Consider the following 22,052-nt stretch of genomic DNA (forward strand, 5'->3'; position numbering starts at 1 on the left):
ATATATATATTAACCTTTAGAGCTTATTTACGATAGCAAATTTAGTCTCCCTCCTTGACTACTTCGCCACTAAGTGTTACTAATAAACAAAAAAGTGTGAAAGAGGTAAATAATAATGAAAGCCTATAAAATGGTAGGTTGCTCTCTTTTTGTGGCTTTAGGGATTTTGTTGCCCATTTTCTTCCACATGTTTGGAGTAGGAAAAGTTTTCCTGCCCATGCACATTCCGGTTTTCCTGGCTGGACTGCTTTTGGGCTCCAGGGAGGGCCTGCTGGTGGGTATATTGGCTCCTTTGTTATCTTCCCTGCTTACGGGAATGCCTCCCATTGTACCCCCTATGGCTCAGCTCATGGTTTTTGAGCTTGGAACGTACGGATATGTCTCCGGCAAGATGCGAACAAAGGGCATTAACATATATGTTTCTCTGGCAATAGCCATGATCGCAGGTCGCACTGTTGCTGGGATCGTAGGATGGGGGCTGCTCCCTCTATTTGGACTGCCTAGGTTCCCTTTGCTTTTCCCTTTCACCACTTCCCTTGTGGCTGGCCTGCCTGGGCTAATGCTGCAGTTCTTGCTTCTGCCGCCTTTGGCCATCGCCATGGAACGGGCAAATATGCACATTGAAAGAAGGGAGCATAAGAAACTTGAACAGCGTAGTTAGCTATTTTGACGGCATAGCTCCAACCTGGGATACGAAGATAAAAGTAAACTACAATTTAATAGGGAAGATCTTAAGAGAAGTCCTCAAGCCTAAACATAAATTCACATCGATCCTGGACATTGGCTGCGGTACGGGAAGCTTGTTCCCCCTGCTTTTGGAGCTTTTAAAAGAAGATGGCACGCTCTGGGGCCTCGACCCTTCGACCAAAATGCTGGAAAGGGCTTCCGAGAAGTTTAACGACCCCAGGATAAGGCTAATCAATGCCTTCAGCGAAAACATACCTCTACAGGATGAAACAATTGAGCTAATTACTGTCTTTTCCTGCTTCCCCCACCTAGAAGACAAAAAGGCATGCTTAAAAGAGTGGCTAAGGGTTCTCGTTCCCGGAGGGATAGTACTCGTGCTGCACTCTCAAGGAAGAGAAAAAATAAATAGCATCCACAGCAGTCTCCCTGCCCCTATAAAATACCACCTATTAGAGAGTGCAAAGAATGTTGCAAAAGAGGCTTATGAAGAGGGGTTTTTGGCACTTGAAACACAAGATGACGAAAATATGTATCTGGTACTCCTCCAAAAGCCGTGACAAAAAACAAAGCAGGTGGCAGAGGTTCCGCCACCTGCTTTAATTTAGATGTGCACAAACAAACCCTTACTAATTGCTCAAAAGTGTTAGCATCGCTCCTGCCGCAACTGCCGTTCCTATAACCCCTGCAACGTTAGGTCCCATAGCATGCATCAAAAGGAAGTTGGAAGGATTTTCCTGGGAGCTTACACGCTGCACAACTCGCGCCGCCATAGGAACAGCAGAAACCCCGGCAGCCCCTATCATTGGGTTGATCTTGCCGCCAGAAAGAACCTTCATAAGCTGGCCAAACATAACACCACCAGCAGTCGAGAACATGAAAGCTATAAGCCCAAGGAAGATAATCTTTATCGTACCTATCGTAAGGAAGCTATCAGCCTGCATCGTAGCGCCTACTGTGAGTCCCAAGAAGATCGTGGTAGCGTTAAGTATCTCATTCTGGGCTGCGTGGCTGAGCCTTTCCGTAACCCCGCATTCCCTGAGCAGGTTACCGAACATCAAAACCCCTATCAGCGGTACCGAGGCAGGGAGAATGAGTCCTGCCGCTATGGTACAGATAATCGGGAACAACACTCTCTCCCTCTTGCTCACAGGACGCAAGCTGTCCATCCGTATAGCCCTATCTTTCTTGGTAGTAAGAAGTTTAATTACAGGAGGTTGAATAAGAGGCACCAGCGACATATAACTATAGGCCGCAACTGCCACAGCCCCAAGAATTTGAGGAGCCAACTTCATCGTGAGATATATCGACGTTGGACCATCAGCACCACCTATTATGGCTATAGATGCTGCCTCCTGCACGGTAAAACCGAGCATCATGGCCCCGAAAAGGGCAATAAACACGCCCAGCTGAGCCGCAGCTCCAAGTAAAAACGTTATGGGGTTTGCCAAAAGAGGTGAAAAATCGGTCAACGCACCAATACCCATAAATATGATGACCGGATATATCTCATGCTCAGTCCCAAAGAAAACATACCTTAAAAATCCACCTTCATCCATTATCCCCGATAGTGGCAAATTAACAAGTATACAACCTGTAGCTATAGGAACCAGAAGAAGCGGTTCAAACCCCTTTGCTATAGCAAGGTAAAGTAACACAAAAGCCACTATAAGCATTACTATATTACCTAAACTCAACCCTGCAAATCCTGACTCAGTCAGGATAGTCGACAAGGCCTTAAAATACAGTCCCATGGCCTCTCACCCTTTCAAGCCAGACTAGCCCAGCACGACGAGCACGTCACCGGTATTGACAGAATCGCCGTCTTTTACTCGCACCTCTTTAACCGTGCCAGATACTGGAGCCTGAATTTCGTTTTCCATTTTCATGGCTTCCAAAATAAGGAGAACATCGCCAGCATTCACTTGTGCTCCTACGCTCACCGAAACCTTCAGAACCTTACCAGGCATAGGAGCTTCTACTACTTCACCACCCGCCGGAGCTGGTGCAGCTGCGGGAGTAGGCGCTGGAGCTGGCGCAGCAGCAGGAGCTGGTGCAGCTGCAGGCGCCGGTGCAGGAGCTGCTGCTGGTTTACTGGCAGCAGAAGCTGTTGATGCTCCGAGCTCCTCCACTTCCACTTCGTAACTTGTGCCATTAACCGTGATCCTGTATTTACGTGCCATTGTTTCTCCTCCTTATCGACTTTTAGAAATTTCTTACATTACAATATATTCTTTCCCTAATTTAAATTATTCAAGCCCCTCAGAAAGATCCATACGTCCAGCTAGCTTCCACGCCTTCGCCGTCGGCCTTAATCTGGCAGTTCCAACTGGGGCTGTCCTTCGTATGGAGGTAACAACACCACCACACGAAGCCGCTAATGCAGCAGCTATAACAGCTACGACTTCTTCATCGCCTCCAGCCATCTTGACTGCCTTTTGTGCCACAGGAGCTGAAGGAGCTTTAGGGACCGCCTTGCTGCTTGCGCCTCCTCTGTTATCGGTATGTTCCTTGGTTCCTAAAGCAGCAATAAATCTCACCGCATATATGATCAAGGTCAATCCGATAAGCACCAGAAAGACTACCGAAAAAGCTATCATGGACAAAGCTAGAGCGCCACTTGTCCCTTGAGCAAACCTTTCAGCAAAAGTTGTCATCTCCATCACCAGGTCCCTCCTTAATGAGGCATTACGCCATGTTTTCTACGGGGCCTCAGGACACGTTTGCCTTCTGTCTGAACTAGGGCGTTGTAAATTTCCAACCTGGTCTCTTCGGGCAAGATTACGCGATCTACGAAACCTCTCTTAGCGGCCTGGTATGGCGTAGCGAAAGCTTCCCTATATTCCTCTATTTTCTTGGCCCTTTCGGCCTGGGGATCTTCAGCTGCCTCAATCTCCTTGCGGAAGATGATATTAGCAGCACCCTCGGCACCCATTACGGCTATTTCTGCCTGCGGCCAAGCCAAGACCACATCTGCTCCCAGGTCTTTGCTGCACATGCCTAGATAAGATCCACCGTATGCCTTCCTGAGCACAACGGTGATCAAGGGCACTGTGGCTTCGCTATAAGCATAAAGCAATTTCGCGCCGTGTCGTATAATTCCTCCAAGCTCCTGGGCTTTGCCTGGAAGGTATCCAGGAACATCAACAAAAGTCACGATAGGAATATTAAAGGCATCACAGTAGCGAATAAACCTGCTAGCTTTGTCGGAAGCATCTATATCCAAACATCCAGCCATAACTGACGCTTGGTTTGCAATAATACCTATCACAAGGCCTCCTACGCGAGCAAAACCTGTAACTATATTTCTTGCCCACATGGGCTGAACCTCGAAAAATTCTCCATTGTCAACTACTTTCTGAATAACATCCTGCACCTTATACCCTTTGTTCGGGTTAGTGGGAACCATCTCGCGCAAGGCCATCTCTGTTCTATCTACAGGATCGTCGGTCTCCACAAAGGGTGGCTCTTCCATGTTATTGCTGGGGAGATACGAGAGGAGTTTGCGTATCTGGGCAAAACATTCTTCCTCGTTCGCAGCGAAGAAATGAGCATTACCCGAAATCTGGTTATGAGTTCTAGCTCCGCCGATCTGCTCACTTGTCACATCTTCCCCAGTAACAGCCTTTATGACGGCTGGACCAGTTATATGCATTATACCTATCTTGTCGACCATGAAGATGAAATCAGTTAAAGCGGGGCTATACACTGCACCACCTGCTGTGGGACCAACTATGGCTGAAAGCTGTGGAACAACACCACTGGCAAGGGTATTACGATAGAAAATGTTGCCATATCCAGAAAGGCTGTCTACTGCTTCTTGTATACGAGCTCCACCAGAATCGTTCAGGCCTATAACAGGGGCACCGTTTGTTACGGCAAGATCCATAACTTTACATATCTTTTTGGCGTGCATCTCACCTAGAGAACCACCCATGACAGTAAAATCCTGGCTGAACACGTAAACTAGACGGCCATCAATAGTGCCATATCCGGTGACTACTCCGTCACCAGGATAAACCTTCTTGTCCATCCCGAAATTAACACACCTGTGCTCCACGAACTCGTCAATCTCAACAAAGCTTCCTGGATCAAGAAGCTTGTCGATCCTCTCACGAGCCGTGAGTTTGCCCTTCGCGTGCTGCTTTTCGATGGCCTTGCTACCGCCACCGCTTTGGGCTTTTTCTCTGCGCTTAAGAAGTTCTTCACACAACTCTCCGATGTTACGCTCACTCATTTTGCTTCCCCCTTAACTTTATGCCAATACTTCCCTGCCCTCAGTTCCTTTCGCTGAGTTCAAGGAGAACGCCGCCTGTTGACTTAGGGTGAACAAAGGCTATTCGAGCCCCACCAGCCCCATACCTGGGCTTTTCGTCTATGAGGCGCACACCTTTTTGTTTTAATTCCTCCAGCGCTTCTTCCAAATTTTCCACTCTTATGGCTATATGATGGATGCCCTCACCTTTTTTCTCTATAAATTTAGCTACCGGGCTATCCTCGCCAGTGGCCTCCAGAAGCTCAACCTCCGTGTCCTTTATAGGCAAGAAAGCTGTTTTTACTTTCTGCTCCTTTACTTCTTCTATCCCCTCACACTTAATACCCAAGGTAGCTTCCCAAAATTTCAAGGCATCCTCAATACTTTTTACTGCTATACCGATGTGATCTACTACAATAGGTTTCATAAAGTTTACCCCCCGCTCGCAAATTATGCCCATAAGCCAAATTAAAAATCTGCAACTAGAATTCTGACCGAAATAAAAAAATGTTCTATGGCATCACTTGACAAACTCAACCCATGCTAGCAGTTAAGTGTTTTTGCGCATTTTATTTCCTTTTTTCAGCAACTGCTTTCTCAAGCCATTCTATGCAAGTTTGGGTTGGTGTTCCGGGACCAAAAACTGCCCCTACACCCATTTCGAGCAGCCCAGGAACATCGTCTTCTGGGATAACTCCACCGCCAAAAACAATAATATCCTCAGCATTTTTTTCCTTGAGAAGCTTTATTATTTCCCTGAAGTAGTGCTCGTGGGCACCACTTAAAATACTTACTCCTATAGCATCGGCATCTTCCTGTATGGCCGTTTCCACTATGCTCTCCGGAGTCTGCCTGAGTCCTGTGTATATTACTTCCATGCCCGCATCTCGAAGCGCCCTGGCCACAACCTTGGCCCCTCTATCGTGACCATCAAGACCAGGCTTTGCGACTACCACCCTGATTTTACGTTCCGACATCACCGTCGCACCTCCCGAATCACTTCTTATAATTCTTACAGAACTATATTCTCTTGATACTCGCCAAACTCCTCACGGAGCACGCCACAGATTTCACCTTCGGTAGCGTAAACCTTTACTGCCTCTATTATTGCAGGCATGAGGTTCCGGCTCTCATCACGGGCAGCCTCTCTTACTACCTCAAGAGCACGCCGTACTGCTTCGCCGTCTCTTCTGCTCTTCATTTCCTGCAGGGCCTTCACCTGGTTTTCTCCTACCTTAGGATCGACCTTCAAGAGTTCTCTCTTTTCTCCCTGCTCGTCCACAGTGAAGCGGTTGACTCCGACTACTACGGCCTCTCCGCTCTCTACGGCTTTCTGATAGTTATAAGCTGCATCCTGGATCTGTTGCTGCACATAACCATTCTCTATCGCTCTCAGCATGCCGCCCATCTCGTCAATCTTGTTTATGTATTCCAAAGCCTGCTTTTCTATCTCGTTTGTCAAGCTTTCAATAGCGTAACTGCCTGCCAATGGATCTACAGTGTTGGCCACACCGGACTCATAAGCTATGATCTGCTGAGTCCTCAAGGCTATACCGACACTCTTTTCCGTTGGCAACGCCAAAGCTTCGTCAAAGCTATTGGTGTGCAAGGATTGGGTTCCTCCCAGTACTGCAGCCAAAGCCTGAATAGCCACACGGACAATGTTGTTTTCCGGCTGTTGGGCTGTCAATGTGCTTCCAGCAGTCTGAGTATGGAAGCGGAGCATCAGCGCCTTCGGATCGGTTACCCCAAACCTCTCCTTCATGAGTTTAGCCCAAAGCCTCCTGGCCGCCCTGAATTTGGCTATCTCTTCAATGAAATCGTTGTGAGCATTGAAGAAGAACGAAAGCCTCCTGCCAAAGACATTGGGATCAAGACCTTTGGACACCGCAGCCTCAACATATGCCAACCCATCAGCCAATGTAAAGGCAACCTCCTGCACAGCAGTTGCGCCTGCCTCTCTTATGTGGTAACCCGATATGGAGATAGTGTTCCATTTGGGAACGTGAGTACTGCAGAATTCAAATATGTCAGTGATCAATCTCATGGATGGTTTTGGAGGAAAAATGTAGGTACCTCTTGCAATGTATTCTTTTAATATGTCGTTCTGAATGGTTCCAGAGAGCTTATCCATCGACACTCCCTGCTTCTCTCCGACAGCTATGTACATGGACAAAAGCACCGACGCTGGAGCATTGATGGTCATGGACGTGGAAACCTTGTCCAAAGGAATGCCGTCAAAAAGCACTTCCATGTCGGCCAAACTGTCAATGGCAACTCCTACCTTACCTACTTCACCCTGTGCCATCGGGTGATCTGAGTCATAACCTATCTGCGTAGGCAAGTCAAAGGCTACTGAAAGACCCGTTTGCCCTTGCTCAAGGAGATATCTGTAACGAGCGTTAGATTCTGCGGCCGTGGCGAAACCAGCATACTGACGCATCGTCCAAAATCTGCCCCGATACATGGTAGGCTGAACGCCCCTGGTGAAAGGATACTGTCCAGGGAATCCAAGATCTTCCACATAACTGTGACCCTCAAGGTGCTCTGGAGTGTACAACCTCTCCAGAGGAAGGCCTCCTCCTGTCTTAAACTCTGGTTTCCTCTCCGCAAACTTCTGAAGAGCCTTTTGAACCTTCTCTTCGTACTTCTTGGTTCCTTCTTTGATCTTCTCAAGTTCTTCCTTATTAAACACTTCAGGACGCCCCTTTCCTTCTTAAGCGTTCTGTCTCCTTCATACATAAAGTGAAGGGATATTCAATCTTGCAACATTATTTATCAGAAGACAAAATAATGCAAGCATTTTCTTAGAATTGCAAGACAAAAGACTACAAATTGCACATATCTTCATGCTTCACCTTAAAAATTTCACAATAAGAGTGGTAAACATAACCATAAAAAACAGTGCCAATGGATAAGTAGCTCCATATCCTGCAGCGGGATCTTCACTCCCCGTAGCATCAATAGCCGCTCCCAAGCCTGGAGTGCTAGTCATGGCGCCACATATGGCCCCCGACAAAATAATCCAATTCATCTTCCATAGTTTTCGACCCAAAAGATAGCCTACCAAAATTGAAAAACAAGCAGTAATTGTGCCAATCGCTGCCAGGACCAAACCACTTTCAAAGAATACTTCCAACATTGCTGGGCCAGCCATCAAACCGGCCGAAGCAAGGAAAAACGAAAGGGAAAAATCCCTAAAAGCTCCCAAGATCTTCCTGTCCATACGCATATCCAACGGGCCTATTTTATTAAACGATCCAAGCAACAGTGCTGATAGCAGAGCGCCTCCAGTAGTACCCAAACTTATATTCCCTACCCCTGGTATTGGAAATGACAATTTCCCCATAAGCATCCCAAGCAAAATGCATGTTGAAAAAGAAATAATACTAAAAGCCCTAGATGGATTAGAGGCACCTTCGCCTTCTTTTCGCCATAAGATTTTAGTCATTTCTTTTAAAGCAACTTTCTCTTCTTCCACATCTATCTTCAAAAGTACTGGAGCCAACTGAACAAATAGCACAACGGCCAATACACCGAAGGGGTACGCTATGGTGTAACCTGCCACTACTCCTGGGTTCCCTGCTGAAGACTCTAAAGCAGCGCCAAGGCCTGGAGAACTAGTCAAAGCACCTACGTAAGTGCCAGCCACAACGTAAGGGTCAATTGCTTTACCTCCTAAATGGACAAAAAGCCAGGTACTTGTAGCACCAACAGCCGTAACAGCCGTAGAGAGCGCAGCGAACTTCCAGCCAAATTTTTTTATAAATAGGACCACATCCCTTGCGGCCAAAAGTCCCACACTTGTAACAAAAACTATCAAATTCCAATAAAAGAAAACTTTGCCAACCTGTAATCCCAAAGCACCTAATATCAAACCCGTAAAAAGGCACCCCGAAGTACCCAAAGAAACTCTACCAATGGAAATTTTCCCCAAAATCAGTCCGCTTGCTACAGCCAAAACTAAAATAAATATCTCATTGGACAAAAGTTTTACAAACATTGTTTATGCTCTCCTAAAATTTTTATGCTTTACGATATTTGGGCGGTTCTGTCTCATAAAGGTCATTGCCATAGGCATCAATCACCACAATGGCAGGGAAATTCCTTACAGTAAACTTCATGATTGCCTCTGGCCCCAAATCTTCATAAGCCACCTTTTCAACTCGAACAATGCTTTTCGCCAACAGCGCAGCTGCTCCTCCAACTGCCCCGAAATAAACAGCCTTATACTTTTTCATGGCTTTTTTTACCTCTTGAGACCTTTTCCCTTTACCTATCATTCCCTTGAGCCCCAATTTCAACAAAGTAGGAGTATATGGATCCATCCTGCCGCTAGTTGTAGGGCCTGCTGCGCCCACAACCCAGCCGGGAGGAGCGGGAGCAGGGCCTACATAGTAAATGACCTGCCCCTTTAGATCGAAAGGAAGGGGCTCTTTGCTCTCCGCAGCCTGAATTATCCTTTTATGGGCAGCATCTCTTGCTGTATAGACATCCCCATTTATGAATACTCGATCACCAGCCTTTAGGCGCATTACCAGGTCATCGTCCATAGGCACTTTTATCTCCATAGCTTCTATCATCTGCATTTCCTCCTAAATGGTTACTTCTGCATGCCTGCAGGCATGACAGCAAACATTGACGGCCACAGGAATTCCAGCTAAATGCCCTGGAACATATTCTATATGTAGCGCCAAACAAGAGGTCGTCCCCCCTAATCCCCCAGGCCCAATGCCAAGGCTGTTTATTCTTTCCAGGATTTCCCTTTCTAGTTGGGCGTAGCGGGGATCTTCATTGGAGGAACCAACAGGCCTTGCTGTAGCCCTCTTGGCGATCAAAGCTGCCTGTTCCATAGTTCCACCAATTCCCACCCCAATGACCGTGGGAGGGCAAGGGTTTGGTCCTGCATCCATCACGGTTTTTACGACGAAATCCTTGACTCCTTCAACTCCTGCGGCAGGAGTTAACATCTTAAGGGCACTCATGTTCTCGCTACCAAACCCCTTTGGCATGGCAAGAATCCTTACCCTGTCTCCTTTAACTATTTTTGTGTGTATCACCGCTGGAGTGTTTGTTTGAGTGTTCTTCCTCTCAAAGAGGGGATCATCAACAACTGATTTTCTAAAATACCCTTCATCATACGCAGCCTTTACCCCCCTGTTTACGGCATCCTCAACGAGGCCTCCCACTAGATGAACATCTTGGCCAATATCCAAGAAAACCACGGCCATTCCCGTATCCTGGCACATGGCTATGCCCTTATCTCTGGCTATATCGTGATTTTTTAGGATTTGATCCAATACATCCTTGCCGAGAGGAGACTTTTCGTATTTATCCCTCATGTCCAAGAGAGCATTATATATATCTTGCCCAATCGAAGTATTAGCCTTCAAAAAAAGGGCCTTAACTGCATCTTCTATCATTCCCACATGTATTTCTCTCACTCTCATTGGCACACCTCCCTTTCAAAACCCGTTTGAACTCCGTTTACTCTGGTGGTTTTTTCATGCCTGAGCCTGTAAGAGGAACCACTACCAGGTCTTTGGAGTCAAGAAGTCCCATTTCTCTCAAAAGCGCCTCAGCGGCGGGGGCCACAGCTGCTGTAGGCTCTACTAACAGCCCCTCCTCCTTAGCAAGCCTGCTTTGTTCAGACGCTATTTCCTCTTCGGAGACCGTTAATACCCCTCCTCCAGTGGAACGTACAGCGCTCAACATCTCATTCAATCTAGGAGGCTCCGCCACGGCTATCCCTTCCGCCAGAGTCTTGCCAATCCTCTTTCCCTGTTTGTAAAAAGCACTATAAAGTGGATTGCAGCGCTCCGACTGGACTGCAAATATTTTAGGCATCCTCCTCGCCAGGCCCCTCTGCATAAGCTCCTTAAAGCCTTTGTAAAGCCCCAAAAGCATTGTACCGTTACCAGCTGGAGACAGCACAGCATCTGGTGCCATCTCTCCAAGCTGTTCCCAAATTTCAAAAGCTACCGTCTTGGTCCCTTCTATAAAAAGGGGGTTCCACACATGACTAGCATAAAAAAATTTTTCGGCCATTCCCATTGCCTTCTTTGCCGCTTCAGACCTTCCTCCAGGCACTTCTATAACTTCTGCTCCAAAAGCCGCAATCTGCTTCTTTTTCCCTTCAGAAGTACCTTTTGGTACCACTACGTATGCTTTGATCCTTGCCCTTGCAGAATACGCCGCAACAGACGCTCCGGCATTTCCTGACGAATCTATGACCACACTGTCACAGCAGGCATTGACAGCGTCTGCAACGACCATCACTGCCCCCCTGTCTTTGAAAGAGCCAGTAGGACATAAAAACTCCAATTTAAAAAAAAGGTTGTCCCTACCCAACGCCGGTATCAAAGGTGTCCAACCTTCCCCCATGGACAAGTCTTCATCTACAAGAGGCAGCGCTTGAAAATAGCGGAACATACCTCTTTTGGAAGGGTCAATATCCAAGGCTTGCCAATCAGTCGTCGAAGAAAGAGGTTTTCCACAAACACACCGTGGAGGTCTTAACTGTGGTTCATAATTTTTTCCGCACTCAGGACAGTAAACTCTGAATTTCATCTTTAAAATCACCATCTTCACAGGATAATTCTCTTCTAAATGAGCATTTCGGAATTAAATATACCACAGCAAATTCCTAAGTGCCTTACTTAAAAATTTCACCATTTGACACTATTTATTTTTAGGATTATAAAAAGCTATGCAATGGGGGAGTCTGCTTAGTGCGGGCTGAGAGGAGATATATTCTCGACCCCTTGAACCTGATCCGGGTCATGCCGGCGTAGGAAATTGCAAGGCGCCTTTTCACAAAGCTAACCTTTCCAAGACTTCCCAGCATGATTTGGATGGTTCCCCCTTTGTAAGCATCAAAGCATACATTGCATTGGCGAAAGGAGGGAAACTCTTATGAAAGATGAAAGAATCAAAATACTAATAGAAGGGGCTCTTGCAGCTTCTTTTGCTTTGGCTCTTTCATATGTGAGATTATGGCATATGCCTCAAGGTGGTTCTGTAACATTGGAAAACATCCCCATACTTCTTTTTGCACTGCGTAGGGGGATTAAGGCCGGATGCGGGGCTGGAGCAATAGCGGGCATTCTACAGCTTGTCCTAAGTGGCTATGTGGTGCACCCCGCCCAGGCTATTCTAGATTATCCTTTGGCCTTCGGAGTTCTAGGAGCTGCTGCTTTAATTAAAAAGCCCCTATGGGGCGGCCTAGCTTTAGGGTCAGCTTTACGTTTTCTGTGCCATCTGCTCTCAGGAGTGATTTTCTTCGGAAGCTACGCTCCCGAAGGTACTAATGTTTGGGCCTACTCAGCTATATACAACGGAAGCTACATGATCCCTAATCTCATTCTGGCTGTTATCCTTACCTATCTAATTTGGCCAAGGCTAAAAAATCTGTAATGTGAAAACCCAAAGGGGAAGGGGCAGCTGTCAACCGCAAGCTGCCCCTTCTGACCTATCATCTTAATCTTATTTCATTATCTGTTTGTTTTTATTTCAATCCAAGTTGTTCTCTCTAGGTACAGTCTTGCCCTCATTGCAACTCAACCATTTGCTCCAATCTATACCCACGAAACCGCTTAACATGTAGATGCCGATACCAGCAAGAGGAGCTTTTTCTTTCAAGACGACAATTAACGACAACGCCAATATCCAGAGGAAAGCAACTTTTTGCTTATTCACTAAACCTTTCTTGAGCCCTTTCAAGTTACCAAAAGGTATGGAAGATATCATTAGAAGCCCAGTCCCAACAGTCATGAACAACATAACAGCTGGATGAACATCAAGGCCTGCGAATACAAAGGAAGCCAGAAAATGCCCTCCTGCAGGTATGGGCAGGCCCTTGAAGAACGATCCGGGAGTATGCTCCACATTGAACCTTGCGAGCCTTAGCGCTCCACAAAGGGCAAAAAAGGCAACTGCCAATGCCCCCATCGCTCCACCAAAGCCCTGCAAATAACGAGCATATATCAACATAGCAGGGGCAACTCCGAAGCTCACCACATCAGCCAAGCTATCAAGCTCAACGCCAAATGCAGTGCTGCCACCTATGCGCCTAGCAACTTTTCCGTCCATGAAGTCAAATATCACTGCCATGTATATAAGAATCACTGAGGGAACATAATGACCGTGCAGGGTCAAAACTAGGGATAGCATCCCACAAAGAATGTTTCCGCTAGTTATCATGTTCGGAATCAACTTTTTAAACGGTATCTTTTCGCGCCTCTTTCTCAAAGCTATCCTCTCCTATTATAGATATCCCTGCTTTAACCTTATCTCCAATGCTCACCACTGGTTTAACGCCCTCAGGCAAATACAGGTCCACTTTAGATCCTAATTTTATCATACCTATCCTTTCGCCACGTCTCAGCTTTTCGCCCATCTTCACTGTTGAGCTTATGCGCCTGGCTAAAAAACCGGCTATCTGCACAACCAAGGCCTTACCACGCCCAGTTTTTAGGCCAACGTAAAACCTCTCGTTTAACTCCGAGGCTTTTGGCTCAAAGGCCATCCATTTTTTCCCAGGCACGTACTCTAGAAAAGCAACTTCCCCTTCATAGGGGCACCGATTGACGTGAACATCAATCGGCGACATGAAAATACCTACCTTACAGGCCTCACCGGTGAAGGGGTGATATGCCCTTTCAATCTCCACGACTTTACCATCTGCCGGGCTAACCCACGCTCCTGGGATATCAGGCGATTCCCGTTTTGGATCCCTGTAAAACCAAAGCAAGAAAAGCCCTCCCACGCCAAGTAATATTGATAATAAAACGCTAAAAAACAATGAGCCACAACTTAACACCAGAACAATAAGAATACCAACTCTGCCTTCCGGAGCAATCCTCATTTTGGATTATTCCCCTTCATCCTCATTGCTGTGTATTACGCTTACATCGGCCACTTCGTCTCCCTCTTCCAGTTTAACAACCCTGTAACCTGTGGCCGTCCGACCGAGAAGAGAAATATCTTTTGCATCTAACCTTATAACCCTGCCCATGTTAGTCATTAATATAACTTCATCTTCAGGGGAAAGGCTCCAAGAGCCTACCAAAGTTCCAGTCTTATCAGATATAGACATGGCCTTAACACCGCCACTGCCTCTGTGATGACAGGTAAACTCGCTATAGTCCGTCTTCTTGCCTACTCCCTTCGTGCTGACCAAGAAGGTGTGTTTGTCTTCCTTTATCACGTCACAACCGACGACGAAATCCCCCTGAGCAAGACGAATACCCCTTACACCCCTAGCTTGCCTGCCCATGGGCCTGAACTCTTCTTCCTTGACCCTCAAGGCCTTACCTTTGGCTGTCACAAAAAGCAGCTCATCGTTACCAGAGGTAAACCTTACTCTAGCTATCTTGTCGCCTTCACTGAGGGAAAGGACTATTCTTCCAGCTCTTGTAAGGTTAACAAGTTCCTCTGCAGGCAAACGTTTAGCCGTCCCTTTTTCCGTTATGAAAAAGACGAATTTGGCACCCTTCAGCTTGCTATCCGCAACGGCAACAATCTTTTCGTTTGCGTCTAGGCTTAGATAATTGCTTATCAACCTTCCTTTACCCACTTTAGGCTCAGGAAGAACGTATCCTTTTATAGCGTACACTCTGCCCCTAGACGTGAACAAAAATATATCTCTATGGGTTGAGGAAACAGTGATGATAGCAGCTTCATCACCGCTCTTAGGAGTAGCACCTTTTACTCCTTTGCCTCCTCTCCCCTGGCAACGATAAGACTGGAGAGGCATCCTCTTTATGTATCCATCCCTTGAGAGCGCCACCACTATTTCCTCTTCCGGAATAAGATCTTCAAATTCCACGTCTTCTTCGGTGTTCATTATTTCCGTTCTTCTTTTATCAGCAAATTTGGCCTTGACGTCCAAGAGTTCTTCTTTTACCACTCCATCCAACACTGCAACATTGGAAAGAATGCTCTCATATCTTGATATATCGGCTAAAAGTCCCGCCAATTCTTCTTCCAGACGATGCTTCTCCAATCCTGTCAACCTCTGAAGTCGCATATCAAGGATCGCCTGAGCCTGAGCCTCACTGAAGCCAAACTGGCCTATAAGGCCTTCTCTCGCTTCCGAAGTATCCTTTGATCCCCTGATGAGGGCTATCACCTCATCTATCATATCGATCGCTTTGAGAAGCCCTTCCACTATGTGAGCTCTTTCCTTGGCCTTACGCAACCTGTAACTGGTTCTTCTTCGAACCACGTTGCGCCTGTAATCTAGGAAGTGGCTAAGCATCTGGATTATAGACAGAACTTTGGGTTCACCGTCCACCAACGCTAAATTGATAATCCCGAAAGTTGTCTGAAGCTGCGTTCTCCTGTAAAGCTGCCTTAGCGTCAGGTTAGGATCTGCATCTCTGGAGAGCTCCAGGACAATCCGTATGCCTCTCTTATCCGATTCATCCCTGAGGTCAGTTATGCCATTAATGGTTTTATTCTGTACTCCTTTGGCAATATTCTCCAACAGGCTGGTCTTGTTGACCATATATGGAATCTCGGTTATCACTATAGAGTTTTTCCCTCTTTTCCCTTCTTCCACATGGGTCTTGCCTCTGACCGTTACCTTGCCTCGCCCCGTCTGATAAGCCTCTACTATCCCATCTCTGCCTAAAATAATGCCACCTGTGGGGAAATCAGGCCCGGGCATTCTCCTCAATATTTCGTCCAGTTCCGGTTGAGGCTCCTCCAAGAGGTAGCACAAAGCATCGATAACCTCTCCGAGGTTATGGGGAGGAATGTTGGTAGCCATTCCTACAGCTATACCAGTACTTCCGTTTATCAATAAATTGGGCAGTCTAGTAGGGAGCGTCAATGGCTCCTGTAGAGAGTCATCGAAATTAGGTCCCCAATCCACCGTCTCCTCATCTATGTCAGAGAGCATCATCTCGCCCACGAAGGATAGGCGAGCTTCCGTATATCGCATGGCCGCGGGAGGATCTCCATCTATGGAACCAAAATTACCCTGCCCATCAACCAATGCGTACCTCATAGTAAAGTCTTGGGCCATGCGGGTCATGGTATCGTAGATCGCCGAGTCTCCATGGGGATGATATTTACCCATGGTCTCACCGACCACTCTAGCTGACTTTTTGAAAGACTGGTTATGCCTAAGCCCTAATTCCAACATTGAATAAAGGACTCGCCTCTGAACCGGCTTAAGGCCATCCCGCACATCAGGAAGGGCTCTGCCTACAATAACGCTCATGGCATAGTCAAGATAGCTGTGCTTTATCTCCTCCTCTAAAGGCAAAGGGATTACCTTCCCGAAAGGAAGAGTACCAGAATTTCTTTCCATTAGTTATCTCTCCTTCTTCAACCACAAATCATAAATAGTAACTCTCAATGCACAATGTTTTATTGTACCCTAGAATAGGGATTTTGTTTCATAATTTACCATTGATTTAAGTGAACTTTACCGTCCAGTATGCCCTCATGGGGGTCTTTATTTTCCGCAGGATAACCTAGAGCCGCTATCCCTAAAACCTTTATGTGAGGTGGTATCTTAAGAAATTCCCTTACTGCCAGCTCTACTGCCGGAGCGTGCTGCACCCCCAACCAAACACTACCTAAATCTAGCGCCTGAGCCGCCAAAAGGATATTTTCCATGGCGGCAGAACAATCCTCCTCCCAATAATATGAAGCCTGTTCGCTTTGGGTTGGATCACCACAGACTACTATCGCCAAAGGGCAGCGTTCCAACATTTTGCCGAAAGGATGGGCTTTTGCAAGGGAAGAAAGCAATTTCTTGTCATCCACTACAATAAAATGAGCGGGCCTACTGTTACCTGCACTTGGCGCAGCAAAGGCACACTCTATTATGAGTTTAACTTTATCCTCTTCCACGGGCTTATCATGGAAACGCCTTATGCTTCTTCTGGCAAGTATGTTTCTGATAGTTTCATTTACCATTTTTTCCCCTCCAAGAAAATTGACTCCGTTTATTATAAGCCATATTGATATTTTTCTAATCCATGGCCAGAAATGCTGTAAAAATTGAATTTGCCATCGACTCTACCACGTTATAATATTAGGATAAATAATTAAATCATTTCAACGTGAGGAGGAAACAAAATGCAAAACAAAATAGCAATTTTGGTAGAGAACGATTTTCACGACATAGAGTTCTGGTACCCATACTATCGACTGCAGGAAGCCGGATTCGAACCTCTAATCGTAGCTCCTGTGGCTCCCATGCTCTACAAGGGGAAATACGGCACCACCATAGAAGCCACATACGACCCAGAAAGATTAAAAGGGAAAATGCTTCGTGGCATTATAATTCCAGGCGGATGGGCTCCCGATCGGCTCAGGCTGTCCAAAGAAGTTTTGGAACTTGTAAACCAAGTTTACGACAGCGGAGGCATCATAGCTGGAATATGTCATGCTGGAAGCGTGTTGGTATCAGCAAAAATAGTCAAAGGGAAAAATGTAACCAGTTATCCCAGCATCAAAGATGACCTGCAAAATGCAGGAGCCCAATGGGTAGACGAGCCAGTGATAAGCTGTCAAAGAATAATAACAAGCCGGAAGCCTTCAGATTTGCCCTATTTTATGGTCGAAGTCATAAAGGCGCTTTCAAGCTGAAATCTATCAAACAGAACATCTACCAAGTTCATTAAAGGATGGATCACCGTTTTCTGGAGGGGCAATGGTTCCCCCTTCATGCTTGCTTCCTCCAGGGCTGGAAAGTAGGGAATAACAGCGGCAGGTTCAAGATCGTTTGCTTTTAAGCGGTCTGTCATGTGGGTTTTTGTCCTTTCGCTCACCTTGTTCAAGATCAAGTAAATTCTTTTGTTTAATTTTACAGACAACTCCCGCATCTTAACAGCCAGTTCCAAAGATTCCATTGTTGGATCTAAAACCACCAAAAATTCATCACATGCTTCATAAAGGGACCTTGCAACGTGCTCCATAGGTGAACTTGTATCTATCAGATAAGTCCAATTACCCATATACAGCATGGATATAAATTGTCTAGCCAAATCGGTCATAACACATGAACAACCTTCTTTTGGCTCCCTGATTTTTCCTATAGATACAAGATATAGGTTATCCCTACAACTGACACAAGTGCAAGGCAAATCTCTAACGTGTAAGCCCCGTGAAAACCTTGGGTCTTTTATTTTCTCTAAAGACATCCCCGAAGAAAAGCCTTTAGCTATAGCCTCTCGCCCGCCAAGTTCCTCAACCAGTGTCCTCTCTGGAGAAGGTAAATTTATCATCCTATGTAAACTAAAGCTGCCTTCATCTGCATCAATGGCACAGACGGACCTCCCATTTACGGCTAAATAACGAGCTAAAAGAGCTGTAACGGTACTTTTACCGCTGCCCCCTTTGCCGCACACTATAATCTTCGCCAACAAAAGCACCTCACACGAAATAAAAAGAAATTTAATGTGGCCAACCTGCCCTGAGGGATAATAACACATGGAGGGTAAAAATAGAAGTCCTTTAACATCGCTATGCACTTAGATAAAGTGTTATAATGTTAATTACTAAAGCTTTGCAGCCTCAGCATCATAAAAGCAAGAAAGGAGGGTAAATCGTGAAAACAAGGGTCATAAACTCAAAAATTGCCACCGCTATCGTTTTTTTGCTGATAATATGCCTGGCTCCTGAGCATGCTGCTTTTGGCGCAATGGGGGAAATAGAAACCTTTCGGTTTTCGGATATGAGCCAGGACCTGATCTCCCTTGATGGCGATGCATCTTCCGATGGGATTCCAGAAGCCCACTTCACAGCAACCATAAAAGGAATAGGAGCTCTCTCAAACGTCGAGATAAAAGCTCTAACCACTGGTCAAGTATGGAACAGCTCTAGCAGGAATATGCTTATCCAAGATTCAAAGGGAGAAGCCATAATGAAACCAGGAGGAGGGATTTCTTTACTGCCTTTTTTGGGATTTATAACGTTGCACATATACATAGCAGATGATGGGGAAAATTTCTCTAAAACTCAACAATACGAGATAACCGCTACATTTCTGGATGGCAGTTCTGCTAAAGCAAAAGCAACGGTTGATGGACGCTCCGAACTGTTTGTCCCCCCTCAAATTCCTTCTCCATCTGGAGAAACCATTACGCTGAAAGCTATAAACCTCGGTATAGGTGACCGGGACCTGGCGCGCCGCAGTGAAGTAATTCAACCTGACGGATATCGCGATGCTCATCTTCAGGTAAGGCTCAATACCATATCAGTTATAAAAGAAATTGTCATCCGAAATTTGAATGGGGCATCTTCAGCGTGGGATACTGTCCCTGGAAACGGTATTTGGGGCATATGTGTAATCAAAGATGGAGTCATGAAAAATAGGTCCGATGGTAGTGTGCTCTTCACAGTTGAAGGGGATACCACCCTGGATCTGTGGTTTGCAGATAACGGTTCGGTCGCAGAAGGTAATACTATTTATGAAGTAATGGTAAAACTAAACGACGGTACAATCCTTCGAGGCATAACCCAGGCTTCTTCGCAACCCTCTCTAGGCCAAACCCAAGAAGGAATAGTCTCTGCCCGGCTATATGCTCCATCCGAAGTAGATATAACTAATAAGGGAGAAACTCTGGGTGGGGATGGTCAGCCTGATTGGCTCATTAAAGCAGAACTGAAGGGTAAAAACCGACTTATAAGCATGATAATACGTGGTGATGACGGAAGCTCTGAATGGGATACGTTACCACGTAACGGCAAATGGCTGATAGGTGTAACAAACACTCAAGGAGAAGTGCTCAACGACGAAAGGGGTGCTGTATCCATTCCCTTCGATGGGACCTTGAAAATTAATTTATGGATCTCTGACAACGGATCGTTAAGCGAAGGTAACACCAACTACAAGTTAATCGCAGTAGCAGAGAACGGGAAAATCTACGAACAAAAAATTACCAGACCAGCTATATTAGAGCTATCTTTACCCCAAAAAACTCAAGTTTCAAAAGGAACAAAAGCCCGTTACCTCGGGAAAGGACCTAAAAACTACCTGAGAAAGGGAGAGATGCCATCATTACTTGAACCTCCTGATGCTAACGTGGACGCCCATGTAAAACTAAGACTGTCTAACGTCAATGGAACCATCAATAGCATCACCATCCAAAAAATAGGAGGGGGAGGGCTTAAATGGGACACTATACCTGGAAATGGCAACTGGAACATAGTTGTAACTAAAACACCTTCAGGGGGGATTTTATCAAACGCTGACGGTTCCATAAACATGACTGTCTCAGGCAACACCACTTTGCACCTTTGGCTTGCAGATGACGGCATCTTTGGCTCAAAACCCGACCGCTTTGAAATTGTAATCAGTATGTCTAACGGCAAGAAAATAAAAGTTCCTATCCATAAATAGGCAAATGAGTGGCAAGAGAATCTCTTGCCACTCATTTTTTACGTAAAAAAGATTTTATGTTGTTCTCTAATATTATGGCTATTACTGCAATAACTATGAGACTGCCCCCTATAACAACTCCTATGGAGGGCTTTTCTCCCAGCAAAAAAAAGGCAAAACATCCCGCAAAAACTATCTCGGTCATAGAGGTTAAAGAGGCTACGACACTCGGAATGTGCCTAAGAGCCATACTAATCAGAGCATAAGATAAAACTGTAGGAAACAGAGCCAGGTGCAAGACAGCAGCCCACCCTTTCAGGGACAAATTTCCCAGATCCGGGATTTCGCCTCGCACAAACATGATCAAACCCATTATCAAGGTACCCCAAATGAACATTTGCACAAAGGTCTTCAATGGTTCCTTGTTTCCTGTTCCATAACGGGTATTTATCATATAAAGGGAGTAGCCTACTCCAGAAGCCACTGCAAAAAACGCCCCAGACAGTTTAAATTGGCCGCTCAAGGGGCTGCCTACAGCAAACCACACCCCCAGAAAGCCCACTAGGACCACCATAATCCTAAAAATGGTTATTCGCTCTTTTCCTAGAAGGGCAGCTATTATTATCGTCCAAAAGGGGTTCGTATAAAACAAAAGAACCGTTAGGCTGACAGGAATAGTTACGAAAGCTATATTAGAAAAGTAAAGCACAAAAACGACGCCAAACAAACCGACTAACGCAAATTTTAGAAACTCTCTACCTCTGATTAAAAGAGCTTGGGGGTTCTTTACACTTGCATAAATAACTGCCACAAAGGCAGTGACAGCAGCCCTTATGAAAGAGACACCTGCTGGCGTAACGCCGTTTTCGAGCGCAACGCGCTCCATAGGCCCTAGAGTCCCAAAAAAGACTGTAGCAGCCAACATCATCAAAATGCCTTTCAAAAAATTTCCGCTCTCTTTATGACTCACTAGATAGCACCCTCACTTTATCTTCGCAAACAAGATAGGCTTTTTGAGGCAGGCTTTGCCAAAAACCAGTCTCCACAACTCCAGGAATTCTTATCAGCTTTTCTTGGATCTCCAACAAGTCCGAGGGAGGATCCTCAAAATAGATATCCACCACAAAAGTACCTCTTTCGGTCACCAATGGACCATTCAAAGTATGGTCTCTGCGCAGGATAGGCTCTCCTGCTGTTTCGTATATCTTTTTCAAGGTTGCCATGAAACCAAAGGGCTCAATTTCTGCTGCGATGGGGCCCTTAAACCTCTTAAAACTCTCGACAAAGCCGTTCACATTTACTACCAATACACTTCTTGCAGAATTTGCAACTATTTTTCCTCCAAGGAGGTCGCCATTTACTTTTACAGCTTGTAAACTTGAATCAAGAACATCAACTTCTTCCACACAGAGATCGACCCCTCGATCGTCAAGATCCATAACAGGCACCCCACAGCTTTTGGCCAAACTCTTCGTCCTCTTAGAACATGGAACGCTCCATACATCAACAAGGTCTCCCCCAGAAATGCGCTGTCCAAGCTTTTGGATGAGAAAATCCACCACAGGTCCTGTACCCAAACCTATAAACATACCGCTTTGGATTTCTTCGATTATTTTTTCTACGGCAAGCAATTGGAACATTACAACATATTCCCCCACTCAAGCTTCATTATACAAATCTTTACAGATTTATTAAAACAAGAGTATAATATAATGAAGATTGGTTTCCTTAATTTTTATAATAAAACAAATCTCATAAGCCCTTCTAGAA

Annotated in this window: 23 protein-coding genes and 1 riboswitch; of the genes, 5 read left to right on the top strand and 18 right to left on the bottom strand. The window is 45.7% G+C overall.

All coding sequences use genetic code 11. The annotated features are described in order from the left end of the window. The first annotated feature begins 115 nt into the window (after positions 1–115). Positions 116–661: an ECF transporter S component gene (locus H0Z23_RS03100; RefSeq protein WP_296867501.1), complete on the top strand. Its 546-nt coding sequence runs from the start codon at positions 116–118 to the stop codon at positions 659–661. Further along, positions 645–1,244 carry a class I SAM-dependent methyltransferase gene (locus tag H0Z23_RS03105; protein ID WP_296867502.1) on the top strand — a complete coding sequence of 200 codons (600 nt, stop codon included), beginning with the start codon at positions 645–647 and terminating at the stop codon, positions 1,242–1,244. The genes H0Z23_RS03100 and H0Z23_RS03105 overlap by 17 nt, the downstream gene beginning before the upstream one ends. Before the next feature lie 69 nt (positions 1,245–1,313). On the opposite strand, the gene H0Z23_RS03110 is transcribed toward H0Z23_RS03105, so the two are convergent. The 11 genes from H0Z23_RS03110 to H0Z23_RS03160 all read right to left on the bottom strand — a co-directional run bounded on the left by H0Z23_RS03110 (position 1,314) and on the right by H0Z23_RS03160 (position 11,524). Further along, positions 1,314–2,438 (bottom strand): sodium ion-translocating decarboxylase subunit beta, encoded by a 1,125-nt coding sequence (locus H0Z23_RS03110; protein WP_296867503.1) that lies wholly within the window; start codon positions 2,436–2,438, stop codon positions 1,314–1,316. A gap of 24 nt (positions 2,439–2,462) precedes the next feature. Beyond that, positions 2,463–2,867, bottom strand: a complete 405-nt coding sequence (locus H0Z23_RS03115; RefSeq protein WP_296867504.1) for a biotin/lipoyl-containing protein — start codon at positions 2,865–2,867, stop codon at positions 2,463–2,465. Positions 2,868–2,933: 66 nt separating this feature from the next. After that, entirely contained in the window at positions 2,934–3,347 is a 414-nt protein-coding gene (locus tag H0Z23_RS03120) for an OadG family protein (protein WP_296867505.1), read from the bottom strand. Between the two features lie 14 nt (positions 3,348–3,361). After that, positions 3,362–4,921 carry an acyl-CoA carboxylase subunit beta gene (locus H0Z23_RS03125; RefSeq protein WP_296867506.1) on the bottom strand — a complete coding sequence of 520 codons (1,560 nt, stop codon included), beginning with the start codon at positions 4,919–4,921 and terminating at the stop codon, positions 3,362–3,364. 40 nt (positions 4,922–4,961) lie between these two features. Continuing rightward, on the bottom strand, positions 4,962–5,366 hold the full coding sequence (gene mce / locus H0Z23_RS03130; protein ID WP_296867507.1) for a methylmalonyl-CoA epimerase: 405 nt from the start codon (positions 5,364–5,366) through the stop codon (positions 4,962–4,964). Positions 5,367–5,508: 142 nt separating this feature from the next. Next, positions 5,509–5,916, bottom strand: a complete 408-nt coding sequence (locus tag H0Z23_RS03135; RefSeq protein WP_296867508.1) for a cobalamin B12-binding domain-containing protein — start codon at positions 5,914–5,916, stop codon at positions 5,509–5,511. Positions 5,917–5,951: 35 nt separating this feature from the next. Further along, on the bottom strand, positions 5,952–7,634 hold the full coding sequence (locus tag H0Z23_RS03140; protein ID WP_296867509.1) for a methylmalonyl-CoA mutase family protein: 1,683 nt from the start codon (positions 7,632–7,634) through the stop codon (positions 5,952–5,954). 159 nt (positions 7,635–7,793) lie between these two features. Then, positions 7,794–8,942 (bottom strand): YidE/YbjL duplication, encoded by a 1,149-nt coding sequence (locus tag H0Z23_RS03145; RefSeq protein WP_296867510.1) that lies wholly within the window; start codon positions 8,940–8,942, stop codon positions 7,794–7,796. A gap of 22 nt (positions 8,943–8,964) precedes the next feature. After that, positions 8,965–9,522: a Fe-S-containing hydro-lyase gene (locus tag H0Z23_RS03150; RefSeq protein ID WP_296867511.1), complete on the bottom strand. Its 558-nt coding sequence runs from the start codon at positions 9,520–9,522 to the stop codon at positions 8,965–8,967. A gap of 12 nt (positions 9,523–9,534) precedes the next feature. Beyond that, the gene (locus H0Z23_RS03155) at positions 9,535–10,389 is read right to left on the bottom strand and encodes a fumarate hydratase (protein ID WP_296867512.1); all 855 of its coding nucleotides are present in this window, start codon (positions 10,387–10,389) and stop codon (positions 9,535–9,537) included. A gap of 37 nt (positions 10,390–10,426) precedes the next feature. Beyond that, positions 10,427–11,524: a threonine synthase gene (locus tag H0Z23_RS03160; RefSeq protein WP_296867566.1), complete on the bottom strand. Its 1,098-nt coding sequence runs from the start codon at positions 11,522–11,524 to the stop codon at positions 10,427–10,429. A gap of 121 nt (positions 11,525–11,645) precedes the next feature. Then, a riboswitch (TPP riboswitch) is annotated at positions 11,646–11,753 on the top strand. 101 nt (positions 11,754–11,854) lie between these two features. Between H0Z23_RS03160 and thiT the strand changes: the two genes are divergently transcribed. After that, entirely contained in the window at positions 11,855–12,355 is a 501-nt protein-coding gene (thiT, locus tag H0Z23_RS03165) for an energy-coupled thiamine transporter ThiT (protein ID WP_296867513.1), read from the top strand. A 96-nt stretch (positions 12,356–12,451) separates the two neighbouring features. Here thiT and pssA read toward each other — a convergent pair whose 3' ends face one another. The 4 genes from pssA to H0Z23_RS03185 form a co-directional block, all read right to left on the bottom strand. After that, positions 12,452–13,189, bottom strand: coding sequence for a CDP-diacylglycerol--serine O-phosphatidyltransferase (gene pssA / locus H0Z23_RS03170; RefSeq protein ID WP_296867514.1), 738 nt, complete (start codon positions 13,187–13,189; stop codon positions 12,452–12,454). Beyond that, positions 13,158–13,805, bottom strand: a complete 648-nt coding sequence (locus H0Z23_RS03175) for a phosphatidylserine decarboxylase (protein ID WP_296867515.1) — start codon at positions 13,803–13,805, stop codon at positions 13,158–13,160. The genes pssA and H0Z23_RS03175 overlap by 32 nt, the downstream gene beginning before the upstream one ends. Before the next feature lie 6 nt (positions 13,806–13,811). Then, on the bottom strand, positions 13,812–16,259 hold the full coding sequence (gyrA, locus tag H0Z23_RS03180) for a DNA gyrase subunit A (protein ID WP_296867516.1): 2,448 nt from the start codon (positions 16,257–16,259) through the stop codon (positions 13,812–13,814). Between the two features lie 95 nt (positions 16,260–16,354). Continuing rightward, entirely contained in the window at positions 16,355–16,873 is a 519-nt protein-coding gene (locus H0Z23_RS03185; protein WP_296867517.1) for a nitroreductase family protein, read from the bottom strand. Positions 16,874–17,035: 162 nt separating this feature from the next. Here H0Z23_RS03185 and H0Z23_RS03190 point away from each other — a divergent pair, with 162 nt between their 5' ends. Then, the gene (locus H0Z23_RS03190; RefSeq protein ID WP_296867518.1) at positions 17,036–17,548 is read left to right on the top strand and encodes a type 1 glutamine amidotransferase domain-containing protein; all 513 of its coding nucleotides are present in this window, start codon (positions 17,036–17,038) and stop codon (positions 17,546–17,548) included. On the opposite strand, the gene H0Z23_RS03195 is transcribed toward H0Z23_RS03190, so the two are convergent. Then, positions 17,509–18,324, bottom strand: a complete 816-nt coding sequence (locus H0Z23_RS03195; protein WP_296867519.1) for a P-loop NTPase — start codon at positions 18,322–18,324, stop codon at positions 17,509–17,511. The genes H0Z23_RS03190 and H0Z23_RS03195 overlap by 40 nt on opposite strands. Before the next feature lie 185 nt (positions 18,325–18,509). On the opposite strand from H0Z23_RS03195, the gene H0Z23_RS03200 reads away from it, so the two are divergent. After that, positions 18,510–20,303 carry a hypothetical protein gene (locus tag H0Z23_RS03200; protein WP_296867520.1) on the top strand — a complete coding sequence of 598 codons (1,794 nt, stop codon included), beginning with the start codon at positions 18,510–18,512 and terminating at the stop codon, positions 20,301–20,303. Between the two features lie 31 nt (positions 20,304–20,334). Here the strand turns inward: H0Z23_RS03200 and H0Z23_RS03205 are convergent, their stop codons facing one another. Both H0Z23_RS03205 and rpiA read right to left on the bottom strand, forming a co-directional pair. Next, the gene (locus H0Z23_RS03205) at positions 20,335–21,252 is read right to left on the bottom strand and encodes a DMT family transporter (protein WP_296867521.1); all 918 of its coding nucleotides are present in this window, start codon (positions 21,250–21,252) and stop codon (positions 20,335–20,337) included. Next, the gene (rpiA, locus tag H0Z23_RS03210; RefSeq protein WP_296867522.1) at positions 21,242–21,922 is read right to left on the bottom strand and encodes a ribose 5-phosphate isomerase A; all 681 of its coding nucleotides are present in this window, start codon (positions 21,920–21,922) and stop codon (positions 21,242–21,244) included. The genes H0Z23_RS03205 and rpiA overlap by 11 nt, the downstream gene beginning before the upstream one ends. Positions 21,923–22,052 lie beyond the last annotated feature (130 nt).

This window comes from Thermovirga sp., assembly GCF_017656375.1.
Lineage (GTDB): Bacteria > Synergistota > Synergistia > Synergistales > Thermovirgaceae > Thermovirga.